Source organism: Cytobacillus sp. S13-E01, from assembly GCF_029193815.1.
Lineage (GTDB): Bacteria > Bacillota > Bacilli > Bacillales > Bacillaceae_L > Bacillus_BV.
This window is the reverse complement of record NZ_JARFVC010000009.1, coordinates 21,807-36,577: the sequence shown is the minus strand read 5'-3', so window position 1 is coordinate 36,577 and position 14,771 is coordinate 21,807. Positions and strand designations below refer to the sequence as shown.

Here is a 14,771-nt window from a genome sequence, read left to right as displayed (position 1 = left end):
TAGCTAGTTATTATCAAAATCACTATACTAACCGACTATTTTACCGTCCTTTAAAGTCCTGTAAAAATAGAAAAAACGTAGCAAAGTATGGGGTTGCCATGCCATGCTACGTTTCATTTTAAAATTATGCTGAATTTTTTGCGTCTTCCACAACAGTTCCATCATCTAAAAGTAGTTTTGGTGCAATATTATCTCTTACCGTTTCAGCAGTAATTACACATTTTGTAATGTCATCTCTTGAAGGTAGATCAAACATAACATCTAACATAATTCCTTCAATAATTGAACGTAATCCACGTGCTCCCGTTTTTCTTTCAATTGCTTTTTTAGCAATTTCAAGTAGGGCACCATCTTCAAAGTCTAACTCTACAGCGTCTAATTCAAGCATTTTTTGATATTGTTTAACTAATGCATTTTTCGGTTTGGTTAGAATTTCCACCAATGCTTCTTCATCAAGTGGCTCAAGGCTTGCAATTACCGGAAGTCTTCCAATAAACTCTGGAATCAGCCCGAATTTTAATAAGTCTTCTGGTAGAGCTTTTGACAGTAATTCTTTTTGGTTTAAATCATCTTGTTTTGCTTCTGACCCAAACCCAATTACTTTTTTACCTAAACGACGTTTAACAATTTGCTCTATTCCATCGAATGCACCACCACAAACAAAAAGAATATTGGTAGTGTCAATCTGAATAAATTCTTGATGCGGGTGTTTTCGTCCGCCTTGTGGTGGAACACTTGCAACAGTACCTTCTAGAATTTTTAATAAGGCTTGTTGCACACCTTCACCGGAAACATCACGTGTAATAGAAGGGTTTTCTGATTTTCGTGCAACTTTATCAATTTCATCAATGTAGATAATTCCTTTTTCTGCTTTTTCCACATCATAATCTGCCGCTTGGATAAGTTTTAAAAGAATGTTTTCTACGTCTTCCCCTACATAACCTGCTTCTGTTAATGAAGTTGCATCTGCAATTGCAAATGGAACGTTAAGAATTCGCGCTAAAGTTTGAGCGAGTAACGTTTTACCGCTACCAGTTGGTCCGATCATAACAATATTACTTTTTGATAATTCCACGTCATCGATTTTACTATTAGAATTTATACGCTTGTAGTGATTATAAACTGCAACTGACAAAGACTTTTTCGCAGAATCTTGGCCAATAACATACTCATCTAAGATTTCTCTTATTTCTTTTGGCTTCGGAACGTCTTTGAATTCAACTTCTTCTTCCGTACCAAGTTCTTCTTCTACAATTTCGGTACACAATTCGATACATTCATCACATATATAAACGCCTGGACCAGCTACTAATTTACGAACTTGATCCTGTGTTTTACCACAAAAGGAGCATTTTAATTGCCCTTTCTCGTCGTTAAATTTAAACATCCTGTCACCCCTTATAAATGTCTATATCTTATTTTTTAGTAAACAGACCTTTTTATTATGTCTAATAAAAATAGTTATGTAGTGGATTTTACCACACTCACACATAAAACTGGTAGTAATAACTCTTTTGTTAATATGTAGTGAAAAAATATGAAAATTATGTTGCTTAGCGCAAAAAGATTATGTAGGTAAAGAAAGATCAAGAAACCAAAAATAGATAACCCTAATCTTATCTTTCCCATTAATTCAATAATAAAACTTATGTTTACTTACTTTGATACAACAAAAGCGCAAGGCGCGCCCGCCTACCTGAGCGACAAGCATAAGACAAGCCAACTGGAAGGTTGTTCTTTACCTTCCGGACGGATTGGCTTAAAAGTTATTTTTTGTTTAAAAAACAACCGTATCCAAGTCTCTATGTAATAAAATAGTTATAAAACAAGGCACGATCAAGTCGCGCCTTGTTCCCTTACTTACTATTATGCAACATCAGTGCTATTTTCTACAAGAAATTCGATTGCCTTACGGATTTTTAGATCCTCTTTAACTCCTTCAAGGCTACCTAGCATTTTCTTCAAGTTGGCTAGTGGTGTTTGGTACATTTCTGCCATTTTATCTAATTCTTCAGTAACTTCTTCATCAGTAACTTCAATATTTTCTTCTTTTGCAATTGCTTCTAATGTTAAGTTGATGCGAACACGTTTTCCTGCATCATCTTTCATTTGTTCGCGAAGTGCATTTTCATCTTGTCCTGAGAACTGGAAGTAAAGATCCATGTTCATTCCTTGCATTTGTAAACGTTGCTCAAATTCTTTTAACATACGATCAAGCTCAGTGTTTACCATTGCTTCAGGAATATCAACTTCTGCATTGGCAGCAGCTTTTTCAATTACTGTATCACGAAGGCTATTTTCTGCTTCATTCTTTTTTGTTTCTTCTAAACGTTGTTTCGTTTTTGCTTTTAATTCAGCAAGAGTTTCTACTTCATTATCAGCATCTTTAGCTAATTCGTCATCTAAAGCAGGAAGTTCTTTTGCTTTAATTTCATGTAATTTCACTTTGAAAGTTGCTAGTTTTCCTGCCAAGTTTTCAGCATGATATTCTTCAGGGAAAGATACTTCTACATCCTTTTGTGCACCCGCTTCAAGACCTACCAATTGCTCCTCGAAACCTGGGATGAATGTACCTGAACCAATTTCTAATGTATAGTTTTCAGCAGTACCGCCTTCAAATGCTTCTCCATCAACATAGCCTTCGAAGTCGATGACTACTGTATTTCCGTTTTCTACTGAACCTTCTTCTTTTACAACTAATTCAGCATGGCGCTCTTGGATAGACTTTAATTCATTTTCTACATCTTCATCCGTTACAGTTGGGTCAATTTTTTCAACTTCAAGGTTTTTGTATTGACCTAGTTTAACTTCTGGCTTAACTGTTACCTTTGCAGTAAAGATAAGGTTTTGACCTTTCTCCATTTGCTCAATGTCGATTTCTGGACGGTCTACTGGCTCAATACCAGCTTCGTCAATCGCATTAGCATATGCATCTGGTAAAATAATATCTAGTGCATCTTGGTATAATGATTCTACACCAAATTTTTTCTCAAATAAGTTACGTGGCATTTTCCCTTTACGAAAACCAGGTACGTTAACTTGTTTAACAACCTTTTTAAAAGCTTCGTCAATTCCAAGATTTACTTTATCGGCGTCAACTTCAATAGTTAAGACACCTTCATTTCCTTCTAATTTTTCCCATTTTACAGACATATATTTCCCTCCAGCATCTATTATGATAGTAAATTTACTTTGTCAGATAATGAATATGCTGTCATAAAATTAGGGTGATCCTCTAAATGATTGCACATATCTAACCGTCGACTGTTGGACAAACTGTATATTTGCCCATTGTTAACAAGTCATTATCTATTTATACCGCCATGCTTATGTAGTAATCTTTTTTACTTTATATGTAGGCATACGAGTATTTTACAACCATTACATTATAACACACTCTATCTTCCTTTCAACAGCTTGAATTAGATTTCAAAAAAAGAAATTTTTTCTATTTTTTTAATCAGGATCAGTGCCTTATTAACTTTTTGCTCCTTAACACCATACAAATTCTCTATTTCTCCATTTTCAATTATAGCACCATGTAGTTCATTCCCATACATATGAAGAGCTGCAGACCATACGTTACTTTCGTAGTCATTTGGAGTAAATGGATAAATAACATATAAGTGCCTTAGCCATATTTCTTTAACTACCTCAAAGAGACTTGGGTTGTCGTTACCTAAGTTATCTTCTAAACAATCTAGGACTTTAATTGCATATTCCTCCTCTGAAATGTCTCTTAGCTTTGAAGGAATAACAATTATGTACTTACCCATTTTTTCAACGTTAACTTCTTTATCAATAGAATGGTCGATCAATAATTGAAGGATCATTGTTTTTAAAATTAAATCCTTATCTGCATCTTCTAAAAAGGTTTGTACTAACTCCATATATTTTGAAATATTACTATCCTTTAACGATTGTATGACTTTCAGTTGTGCAGTTTTATCTTTTCCTACTAATAGGGTTTGTCGAATTGTGTCAATTTTATCAGGCAAATCGTATTTGTCGGTTGGTTCCTCAATAGGCTTATTGAATTTCCTACTGAATTCCAGAAGGTTAAATAAATTTTCTGCATACTGAGGAGGAACTCGATCTTCTTCAAAGACAGCCTCGAGTGTTGATTGGACCTCATTATATTCTCCAAGTTGGATAAGGATTGTTAAATAAAATTGAAGAACTTTATAATAGTCGCCTACATCCTCTAGCAACATTTTTTTACATGCTAATTTGGCTTCAGCTAGTCTTCCTAATTCAAATAAGCAGAGAACGATTCCAAATTCTAATTCAGGATCTTGAATTTCATTTTCCTTCGCTTGAGACAAAAGGTCCAACGCTTTAGAAAAATTCTTATTTTGAATTGCTTCCATCCCTTTTTCAAGTAAGCGTTCTTTTAAATTAGGAAATTGGATGATTTTTGCTTTTTTTTCATTTGATTGATTACCCACCTAATACAACCCCAAACTTTAACTTATCATATTCGATGTTCTAGTACGAACCAAATACAATTTTTTATAATAGAAGGATTCGAACATCACTTAAGTTACTGATTTTAATACTTTGCTTCAAGTAACAAACTTGGGTATTAGTTTAACAATGTCTTTTAAATAAAACAATAGGGGACATGTGGTGTCCCCTATCAAATGCTACTTATATTAATTGGTAGTTGATTTCTGTTCAAAATTAGTGATTTGTTCTTCGTATGAGAGTGTTAAACCGATTTCATCGAGTCCGTTTACCAACATCGACTTCCAGTGCTGATCAATTTCAAAAGTCTTTTCAAATCCAAAGCTATCAAATACCCGTTGTTCATCAAGTGATACTGTACACTGATAGTCTTTGTCTAGTGATCTTTCTAGTAAATAATTGGTATCATCACTATGTAAAACGACTGGTACAATACCGTTTTTAAGACAGTTATTATAAAAAATGTCTGCAAACGAGGGAGCAATAACCACATGGAAACCGTAGTCTAACAATGCCCATGGAGCATGTTCTCTTGAAGAACCACAGCCAAAGTTGTAACTGGATACTAAAATACTTGCTCCAGCATTCTCTGGACGATTTAGCTCAAAATCGGAATTTAAGATACCATCTTGGTTGTAACGCCAATTATAAAACAAGAATTGCCCAAATCCTGTACGTTCTATTCTTTTTAAAAATTGCTTCGGAATGATTTGATCAGTATCGACATTCGTTCGATTTAAACCTGCAACCTTTCCTGTGTGTACCTTTATTGAAGACATTTACTTCCCCCCATAGTTTACGACTTGTTCTTGAAGTTTTCTTATATCAATAAATTTCCCATAAATCGCTGCTGCAGCGGCCATCGCAGGACTTACAAGATGGGTTCTGGCACCATTTCCTTGTCTTCCTTCAAAATTTCGATTAGATGTTGAGGCACATCTTTCACCACTTGGTACGATATCCGGATTCATACTTAAGCACATACTGCAGCCTGAATCTCTCCACTCAAATCCAGCCTCTATAAAAATGCTGGCCAAGCCTTCCTCTTCAGCTTGGCGCTTAACCTCTTGCGAACCTGGCACAACCATTGCACGAACATTCTTTGACACTTTCTTTCCTTTAATTACCTTAGCTGCTTCTCTTAAGTCACCAATTCGTGAATTCGTGCACGATCCAATAAAAACATGCTCTAAAGGTACATCCAAAAGAGATGTTCCTGGTGTTAATCCCATATAGTCATATGCACGATAAGCCGCTTTTTGATCGTCCTCATTATCAAAATCTAGCGGATTGGGAAGACTTTGATCAATTGAAACACTCATACCTGGATTTGTTCCCCAAGTGACAGTCGGAGCAATACTTTCTCCTTCAATTTCCACAACCTTGTCATAAGAAGCGCCCTCATCAGTTGCAAGCCTTGACCACAAAGCTACTGCTTCATCAAAGTCATCACCAATAGGAGTATATTTTCTTCCCTTTAAATAAGAAAATGTTGTTTCATCTGGGCTAACTAACCCAGCCTTTGCACCAGCTTCAATTGACATATTACAGACAGTCATTCTTTCTTCCATTGAAAAATTTTTAATAACATCGCCAGTAAACTCGATAATATGACCTGTGCCAAAATCAATACCAAACTTATTGATGATTGCTAGAATAACGTCTTTTGCTGATACACCGATTGCTAATTTACCAGTAATGTTAACCTGAAGTGTTTTAGGTTTATGCTGCCATAGTGTTTGAGTTGCAAGGACATGTTCAACTTCACTTGTCCCAATTCCAAAAGCTAGAGAGCCAAAAGCACCGTGCGTTGAAGTATGACTGTCACCGCAGACGATTGTTTTTCCAGGTTGGGTAAGACCAAGGTCTGGCCCAATTACGTGGACAATCCCTTGATCTGGACTATGTAAATCGGCTAGTGGAATTGTAAATTCTTGACAATTTTGTTCGAGTGCACTCATTTGGTTTTGCGCAATATCATCTTGGATAATGTAACGATTCAAAGTTGGGACGTTGTGATCCATCGTTGCATACGTCAAATCTGGGCGTCGCACTTTTCTATTTTTTATACGCAATCCTTCAAAAGCTTGTGGGGAGGTTACTTCATGGACGAGATGTAAATCTATATATAGTAAGTCTGGTTTTCCTTCTTCAAAATGAACAATATGTTGATCCCATATTTTTTCGATAATAGTTTTTGGCTTCATGCACAACCACCTCTTTTTTTGTGATAAGGCTGTTAGAAAAGAGCCTTTGATAAAAGAATGCACTTTCTAGCGGTAACTTAGAAAGTGCATCTTTTTATTAATAATTTCTAAGAAAAGCGCAAGGCGCGCCCGCCTTGCGGCGACAAGCATAAGACGAGCCCTGACTGAAGGCGTTTTTTGCCTTCGGGAAGGGATTGGCTTATGACCTCAGGTCCGATGGCGCCCGGAGCTAGACACTTAAACTAGCTACCCAATTTTATATTTGCACATATTCTGATATTATCATTTATCACGCATATGCAGACATGATGTTTGTAATAGCGTTATCTTCAGCTAACGCTGCTTTTACCAGCTCAACCATCTCGGTAGTTGAGACTGTTCTTTTTCCAAATTGTTGAACATCCGCAGTTCTATAGCCTGCTGCCAAAACTGAATCTACTGCTTTTTCAATTGCCTCAGCTTCTTCTACCATGTTAAACGAATGCTTTAACATCATTGATGCTGATAAAATCATCGCAATTGGATTTGCGATTTCTTTACCTGCAATATCAGGTGCCGAGCCATGAATTGGTTCATATAAATTAGGCCCCGAAGTTGAAAGACTTGCAGAAGGTAACATTCCTAAGGAACCTACTATCATCGAAGCTTCGTCACTCAAAATATCTCCAAACATATTTTCTGTGACAATAACGTCAAATTGTCTAGGATTACGAATTAGTTGCATGGCTGCATTATCGACAAGCATATGTTCAAGCGTTACTTCTTTATACTCTTTAGATAGTTCCACTGCAACTTCACGCCACATTTTACTTGACTCAAGCACATTCGCCTTGTCAACTGAAGTAACCTTTTTATTTCTAGACATTGCTAATTCGAAAGCAGTGGTTAAAATTCTTCGCATCTCTTCTCTCTTATAGTAAAGAGTATCAACAACGAATTCCTCACCATTTTCTACAGATCTTCCACTAGGCTTACCAAAATATAAACCTCCTGTTAGTTCTCGGACAATGACGAAATCCACGTTTTCAATAATTTCCTTTTTAAGCGGCGAAGAATCCGATAAACTACTATGAGAAGAAACAGGTCTAATATTAGCAAATAGATTTAGTGATTTTCGAATTTGTAGCAACCCTTTTTCAGGGCGAAGTTGTGGAGGATTTTCATCCCATTTCGGTCCTCCTACTGCACCTAGTAGTACCGCATCAACGTTTTGGCATAGTGAAACTGTATCTTGGGGTAAAGGAGAACCTTCAACATCGATTGCTTCCCCACCAATCAGGCCATAGCTGAACTGAAATTCATGATGAAATTGTTCTCCGACAGCTTTTAAAATCTCTACTGCACCACGTGCTACTTCTTTTCCAATACCATCACCAGGTAAAACTGCAATCTTCCGCTTACCCATGAGATCTCCTCCTTTTAAATAAGATGCGTAGGGCGCCCGTTTATCGGCGACAACCATAAGACGAACGTTTCTAAAAAAGGCGTTCTTTGCCTTTTAGAAGCGGCTGGCTTATGAGTTCTGGTCCGATGGCGCCCGGAGCTACACACTAAAACTAAGTACAAAAATATTGTAATCTTGTATTTAATTAAACCTTAACTTATACGCCAACTTCTTTTGCTATTTGTCTATTATTCTTGATATATAAAACTCGATTAACTGCGTTAAGATACGCCTTCGCTGAGGCTTCTAAAACATCCTGAGCAGTTCCTCTTCCGGTAGAAACTTCATCTTGAAAACGCATTTTAACATATACTTGTGCTAGCGCATCCCGACCTGCTCCAACAGATTGGATACGATAATCCTCTAACGTAACCTGGGAGCCTATGCACCGTTCTAATGTGTTATAAATTGCTTCTACACTCCCTGCTCCTGTTGCAGCTTCTTGAATTTGCTGTCCATTTAAATCATTAAGATTAATTGTTGCTGTAGGTATATGATTTGTACCATATTGAACTTGTAAAGAAGTTAATTGATAATTTGAAATATCGTGATTGGACAGCTTTTCTTCCATTAACAATGCAAAAATATCATCATCTGTAACTTCCTTCTTTTTATCTGCTAATTCCTTAAACATTTTAAAATATCGATTTACTTCTTGATCATTTAATTGGAAGCCAAGCTCCACCACACGATTACGAAATGCGTGCCTTCCCGAATGTTTTCCTAGAACCATTGAGTTTGTTTGAACGCCCACTAATTCAGGAGAAATGATTTCGTAAGTTGTTTTTTCTTTTAGAACGCCATCCTGGTGTATACCAGACTCATGTGCAAAAGCATTTTGACCAACAACTGCTTTATTAGGTGGAATAACCATACCTGACAACTTACTAACTAAACTACTAGTTCTTTTAATTTCCTGTAAGTGTAACCTTGTTTTCGCTTTGTAATAATCACTTCTAATATGAAGTGCGACAGCTATCTCTTCTAAAGAAGCATTACCCGCTCGTTCACCAATACCATTTATGGTACATTCGATTTGCGTTGCTCCGTTTTCAATGGCTGCTAATGAGTTAGCAACCGCCATTCCGAGGTCGTCATGACAATGTGCAGATAAACTAACACGTCCTATATTTGGTACATTTTCTTGTAAGTAAGAAAAGATTTCCCCGTATTCTTTAGGATTGATATATCCTACCGTGTCAGGAATGTTAATAATTTTTGCACCAGCATCGATTACTTCAGTGATGATTTTCGCTAAAAATGGTAAATCACTGCGACATGCATCTTCGGCAGACCATTGAATTATTGGAAAGTAGTTTGCCGCATATTTAACAGAATTTACAGCAGTTTCAATCACTTGTTCAGGAGTTTGTTTTAACTTATATGTCATATGGATTGGGGATGTTGCCAAGAATAGATGAATTCTTGGCTCTGCTCCTCCTTGTAATGCCTCCCAAGCTGCATCGATATCACTCTTTATTGACCTGGATAAGCCTGTAACTGAACTATTCTTAATAATTTTTGCTATTTCTTGCACGGATTGTAAGTCACCTTTAGATGATGCCGGGAAGCCCGCCTCAATAATATCTACATTTAACCGTTCTAGCTGTCTTGCAATTTCAAGCTTCTCACCAGTGTTAAGGTTTACTCCTGCTGACTGTTCACCATCTCGTAAAGTTGTGTCGAATATCTTAATTTTTTGCACTAACGACCACTTCTTTCGTTTGTTTTGGCTTAACAAACGGCATCATCTTTCTTAACTCACGCCCTACTACTTCAATTTGGTGCTCATTTTCTTTATTATTAATAGCTGTAAACTCTGGTCTATTTGCCTGATTTTCTAAAATCCATCCTTTAGCAAATTTTCCTGTTTGAATATCTTTTAAGACTTCTTTCATTTCTGCCTTAACTTGATCATTTACAATTCTTGGACCTGATACAAAATCACCCCATTGTGCCGTATCTGAAATGGAATAACGCATTCCTTCCAATCCATTTTCATACATAAGATCGACGATAAGCTTCAGTTCATGTAAACATTCGAAGTATGCAACTTCAGGCTGATATCCTGCTTCCACTAATGTTTCAAAGCCTGCTTTAACTAACGAAGTTAAACCTCCACATAATACCGCTTGTTCTCCAAATAAATCAGTCTCGGTTTCTTCTTTAAATGTTGTTTCAAGAACACCTGCACGTGCTGCACCAATCGCTTTTGCATAGGCTAAAGCTACTTCTTTCGCATCCCCTGAAACATCTTGATGGATTGCAATAAGTGCAGGAACTCCAGCGCCTTCTGAATATGTACGGCGAACTAGATGTCCTGGGCCTTTTGGTGCAACTAAAAATACATCAACAAAATTTGGTGGAACAACCTGATTAAAATGAATGTTGAAACCATGGGCAAATACTAATGAATTACCTGGTTCAAGACCTGGTTCAATTTCTTCTTTATATACTTTAGGCTGAAGTTCATCCGGTAATAAAACCATCACAATTTCCGCTTTTTCTACTGCTTCTCGTACTGTATAGACAGCGTGACCATCTTCTACTGCTTGATCCCATGACTTCCCTTTTCGAATACCAACAACTACATCTACACCACTTTCCTTTAAATTTAAAGCATGTGCGTGCCCTTGTGAACCATAGCCAATTACTGCCACCTTTTTATTTGATAAAGCTAATTCATTTGCATCTCCATTATAGTAAACCTTTGCCATTATAAATCTCTCCCTTTTTTTTTAATTTATTTAAACGATTGAGTATGGTTTAATCGTTGTCACTTGTTTTTGATTCCCACGTGTAAATGCTGTCGTACCAGTTCTAGCTATTTCCTTTATCCCAAAAGGCCTCAATAGATCAATCAATGCCTCAACCTTTTCTGATTCTCCGGTTACTTGGACGATTAAACTGTCACGACTGACATCAATTATTGATGCACGGAAAGGTTCTATAAGGCTATAAACCTCATTCCTTGAAGCAGTAGTTGCTCCAACCTTTATAAGTGCTAGTTCTCTTGCAACAATGGCTTGATTGGTGATATCCATTACCTTAAGTACATCAATCTGTTTGTTAAGTTGTTTCGAAATTTGTTCAATGCCTCTTTCATCTTCAACATGAATTACAAAAGTCATTCTTGATATTCCTTCTGTTTCTGTATGACCAACAGCTATACTTTCGATATTGTAATGCCGTTTAGTAAACAGCCCAGTAATTCTATTTAATACACCAGCTCGATTATGAACCGTTAATGTAATAATTCGTTTCACAGCTTTACACCTACCATTTCATGAAGACCTTTTCCCGGTGCAACCATCGGATAGACATTTTCAGTTGCAACGACTCTAAAATCCATTAATACTGGTCCATTGTATTCCATCGCCTCCTTTAATACTTGCTCTGCTTCAGCTTCTGTATGGGCTTGAAGCCCTTTGATACTGTATGCTTCTGCCAGCTTTAAAAAGTTAGGCTGATTTGGGATTAACGAATGTGAATACCTTTGTTCAAAGAAGATTTCCTGCCATTGCCTTACCATACCAAGTGCCTGGTTGTTAACTATCATTACCTTAACCGGTAAATTAAGTTCTTGAATAACTGAAAGCTCTTGCAAGGTCATTTGGAAGCCACCATCACCAACAATTGCAACAACCAATGCAGATCTATCGGCAAGCTGGGCACCAATTGCGGCCGGAAAACCAAATCCCATCGTTCCTAATCCACCGGATGTTACCCAATGGTTTGGGTTTTTGAATTTATAATATTGTGCAGTCCACATCTGATGCTGACCAACATCAGTAGTCACAATCGCGTTTCCTTTAGTATGTTTATAGATTAGTTCAATTAGCTTCTGTGGTTTTAGCACTTGCTCTTCATTTTTATAACAAAGTGGATACTCCTGTTTCCATTCGTCTAACAATTTACACCAAGCATTGTTGTCACTCTGTTTACCATCTTGGTGGATCAATTGTTCAATGACTTCTTTCGCATCTCCAACCACAGGAATTTGCGTTGGGACATTTTTACCAATTTCTGCAGGATCAATGTCAATATGAGCAACCACTGCTTTTGGTGCAAAAGACTTTAAATTTCCAGTTACGCGATCATCAAACCGTGCCCCAATGCTAATGAGTAAATCACATTCATATAGCGCCATGTTTGCTGTGTATGTACCATGCATACCAGCCATACCCAAAAATTGCGGATGATCAGCCGGAAAACCACCTAAACCTAGAAGGGTATGAATAACAGGTATGTTCTGTTGTTCAGCATACAGCTTTAACTCAGCTGTAGCTTTGGCATGTAGTACTCCGGCACCTGCTAGAATAACTGGTCTCTTTGAATGACTTACTGCTTCAACAAGCTTACGAATTTGTAGATGGTTTGGTTTAATTGTTGGTTGATAGCCGGGGAGACTAATCTCCTGATTATATGAAAAGTCTCCCTCCTGTGTTGTAATGTCTTTTGGAATATCGATTAATACTGGACCAGGACGACCAGTTGTCGCAATATGAAATGCTTCTTTAATAATTTTTGGTAAATCGTTAACATTTCTAACTTGATAGCTATATTTTGTAATTGGCATTGTGATTCCTAATACATCAGCTTCTTGGAAAGCATCAGAACCAATGACTGTTGAAGCTACTTGACCGGTAAATACAACTAGTGGTAAGGAGTCAATCATGGCATCGGTAAGTCCTGTAACAATGTTAGTTGCTCCCGGACCTGACGTAGCAATTACGACTCCTGGCTTACCCGATACCCTTGCATAGCCTTCAGCAGCATGTATCCCACCTTGCTCATGGCGAGTAAGTACATGAAAAATTCCTGAATCATATAATTTATCATAGATAGGTAGAACTGCCCCCCCAGGATACCCAAAAAGCACTTCTACCTTTTCCTCTTTCAAAGCCTCCACAAGCATCATCGCACCGCTTAGTTTAGTGGAAGTATCCTTACTTTCCTCCACCTTCGCTTTTGCTCCCATTTATCTTCTTCCTCCCCCTAGAAATTCAAGTTTTACCTGAATTTAGATAAAAATAAAATGCCTTCCACCACTTAGACCTACATACTGCTAGTAGGACTAAGGGGTGAAAAGGCAAAATTGCATTTCCACGGTACCACCCTTATTCATGATCACCATTTGATCACCTTATGAACAGTTTTAAATACTGTTCGTTTTGCTAACGAGTGCAGTTGTGACAACACCCGACCGACTTTACTCGTAAACTTTCAAGCCGGTACTCCGAGGCGAGTTCATCATGTGTTGGTTACACCGGATTTCAGCATCCCCGGCTCTCTGTTGAAACCAATCCCACTGACTACTTTTCCTCTTCAACGTTTTCAATATTTTTTTGTCAGCCTACATTACTACTGTTGTGGACTTCATAAACCTTCACACCATCACTAACAACTTTTTGTCTAAACATTTCTAGTAACCTAGTTGTATGCTTACCAGGAACACCTTCGCCAATCGGGCGACCATCAACCTTAACGACAGCTATTACTTCAGCAGCTGTCCCAGTTAAGAATACTTCTTGCGCTGTATAAACATCATGACGTGTAAATGGCTCTTCACGAACTTCATATCCAAGCTCAGTTGCAATTTCAATAATTGCGTTTCGTGTTATTCCTTCTAGCGCTCCAACATAGCCTGGCGGTGTCAGGATTTTATTATTTTTTATGATAAAGACGTTGTCAGCTGATCCTTCTGCTACATAGCCCTGATCGTTAAGCATAAGAGCCTCACTCACATTAGCCAATCGGGCTTCAATTCTAACTAATACATTGTTTAAATAGTTTAATGATTTTACCTTTGGGCTCAGCACGTCTGGTCTGTTCCTTCTTGTTGCAACTGTTACTATATCTATCCCTGTTTCATATAATTTTTTTGGGAAAATTGATAAAGGCTCTACAATAATAACTACTTGAGCTTTTTTACAGTTGTATGGATCCAGGCCTAAATCACCAACACCCCGTGAAACGACAATTCTTATATACGCACTTTCAATTTCGTTTTTCCTTACTGATTCTACGACAAGTGAAGTGAATTCATCCTTCGAGTAGGGTATGGTTAATAAGATTGACTTCGCTGAATCATATAATCTTTCAATATGTTCCTCCAGCTTATAAACGTTTCCACTATACACTCGAATTCCTTCAAAGACACCATCACCATATAAGAAACCGTGGTCATATACCGAAATCTTGGCGTCCTCTTTTTTAACGAACTGATCATTTAAATAAATCCATTGATCGCTCACTAATCTACACCCCTTTAGACTTTTGCAAATTGATGCTTTAAACCAATGAAAATAAAAGGTAAAAAAATAATCCATTAAGCTGGCAAAACACCCAATTATTGAATGATATTATGCTATTGTAAAGGGATCTATTGTTGTAAAATTTTCTTGCTATTTTTACATTCAATTTCGTTTGATTACCTTTGGTTGAGCCTATCTTACGCCCATTTTTATAAAGAGTCAACACCCTTTTTATGAATTATTAGATAATTTAGATTAGTCGAACTAAATGTATTCGCTTACATTATTGATAGATTAGGATTTTAACAAATTTAAATTTTTTAAAATATTTTCTATTTTTCGTTTCAAATTTCCTGAAGAAATGTCAATAAGACAGCTTCCCCTTTGTGAGGACTG

Annotated in this window: 11 protein-coding genes and 1 other annotated feature; all 11 genes read right to left on the bottom strand. The window is 37.1% G+C overall.

Annotated features, from left to right (window positions below; translation table 11 throughout):
* Nucleotides 1–124 precede the first annotated feature (124 nt).
* Complete coding sequence (gene clpX / locus PY093_RS08390) at nt 125–1,387, bottom strand: ATP-dependent protease ATP-binding subunit ClpX (protein WP_275645441.1); 1,263 nt, start codon at nt 1,385–1,387, stop codon at nt 125–127.
* 479 nt (nt 1,388–1,866) lie between these two features.
* Nucleotides 1,867–3,153: a trigger factor gene (gene tig / locus PY093_RS08385; RefSeq protein WP_275645440.1), complete on the bottom strand. Its 1,287-nt coding sequence runs from the start codon at nt 3,151–3,153 to the stop codon at nt 1,867–1,869.
* Between the two features lie 269 nt (nt 3,154–3,422).
* The gene (locus PY093_RS08380; protein WP_275645439.1) at nt 3,423–4,448 is read right to left on the bottom strand and encodes a tetratricopeptide repeat protein; all 1,026 of its coding nucleotides are present in this window, start codon (nt 4,446–4,448) and stop codon (nt 3,423–3,425) included.
* Nucleotides 4,449–4,655: 207 nt separating this feature from the next.
* Nucleotides 4,656–5,246, bottom strand: coding sequence for a 3-isopropylmalate dehydratase small subunit (gene leuD, locus PY093_RS08375; RefSeq protein WP_275645438.1), 591 nt, complete (start codon nt 5,244–5,246; stop codon nt 4,656–4,658).
* A complete protein-coding gene (gene leuC / locus PY093_RS08370) occupies nt 5,247–6,674 on the bottom strand; it encodes a 3-isopropylmalate dehydratase large subunit (RefSeq protein ID WP_275645437.1) in 1,428 nt (475 codons plus the stop codon). It abuts the gene before it with no gap.
* A 289-nt stretch (nt 6,675–6,963) separates the two neighbouring features.
* Nucleotides 6,964–8,079 carry a 3-isopropylmalate dehydrogenase gene (gene leuB, locus PY093_RS08365; protein WP_275645436.1) on the bottom strand — a complete coding sequence of 372 codons (1,116 nt, stop codon included), beginning with the start codon at nt 8,077–8,079 and terminating at the stop codon, nt 6,964–6,966.
* Nucleotides 8,080–8,275: 196 nt separating this feature from the next.
* Nucleotides 8,276–9,823 (bottom strand): 2-isopropylmalate synthase, encoded by a 1,548-nt coding sequence (locus PY093_RS08360; protein ID WP_275645435.1) that lies wholly within the window; start codon nt 9,821–9,823, stop codon nt 8,276–8,278.
* Nucleotides 9,810–10,835: a ketol-acid reductoisomerase gene (gene ilvC, locus PY093_RS08355; RefSeq protein WP_275645434.1), complete on the bottom strand. Its 1,026-nt coding sequence runs from the start codon at nt 10,833–10,835 to the stop codon at nt 9,810–9,812. The genes PY093_RS08360 and ilvC overlap by 14 nt, the downstream gene beginning before the upstream one ends.
* Before the next feature lie 30 nt (nt 10,836–10,865).
* Nucleotides 10,866–11,384: an acetolactate synthase small subunit gene (ilvN, locus tag PY093_RS08350; protein ID WP_275645433.1), complete on the bottom strand. Its 519-nt coding sequence runs from the start codon at nt 11,382–11,384 to the stop codon at nt 10,866–10,868.
* Entirely contained in the window at nt 11,381–13,099 is a 1,719-nt protein-coding gene (gene ilvB / locus PY093_RS08345; protein WP_275645432.1) for an acetolactate synthase large subunit, read from the bottom strand. Before ilvB ends, ilvN begins: the two co-directional genes overlap by 4 nt.
* A 96-nt stretch (nt 13,100–13,195) precedes the next feature.
* Nucleotides 13,196–13,459: a binding site (T-box leader), on the bottom strand.
* A 10-nt stretch (nt 13,460–13,469) separates the two neighbouring features.
* The gene (ilvE, locus tag PY093_RS08340) at nt 13,470–14,375 is read right to left on the bottom strand and encodes a branched-chain-amino-acid transaminase (protein ID WP_275645431.1); all 906 of its coding nucleotides are present in this window, start codon (nt 14,373–14,375) and stop codon (nt 13,470–13,472) included.
* Nucleotides 14,376–14,771: the final 396 nt, after the last annotated feature.

Coding starts and splice junctions, on each gene's coding strand:
- ilvB (WP_275645432.1), bottom strand. CDS start 13,099: ATGGGAGCAAAAGCGAAGGTGGAGGAAAGTAAGGATACTTCCACTAAA.
- leuC (WP_275645437.1), bottom strand. CDS start 6,674: ATGAAGCCAAAAACTATTATCGAAAAAATATGGGATCAACATATTGTT.
- ilvC (WP_275645434.1), bottom strand. CDS start 10,835: ATGGCAAAGGTTTACTATAATGGAGATGCAAATGAATTAGCTTTATCA.
- tig (WP_275645440.1), bottom strand. CDS start 3,153: ATGTCTGTAAAATGGGAAAAATTAGAAGGAAATGAAGGTGTCTTAACT.
- clpX (WP_275645441.1), bottom strand. CDS start 1,387: ATGTTTAAATTTAACGACGAGAAAGGGCAATTAAAATGCTCCTTTTGT.
- leuD (WP_275645438.1), bottom strand. CDS start 5,246: ATGTCTTCAATAAAGGTACACACAGGAAAGGTTGCAGGTTTAAATCGA.
- leuB (WP_275645436.1), bottom strand. CDS start 8,079: ATGGGTAAGCGGAAGATTGCAGTTTTACCTGGTGATGGTATTGGAAAA.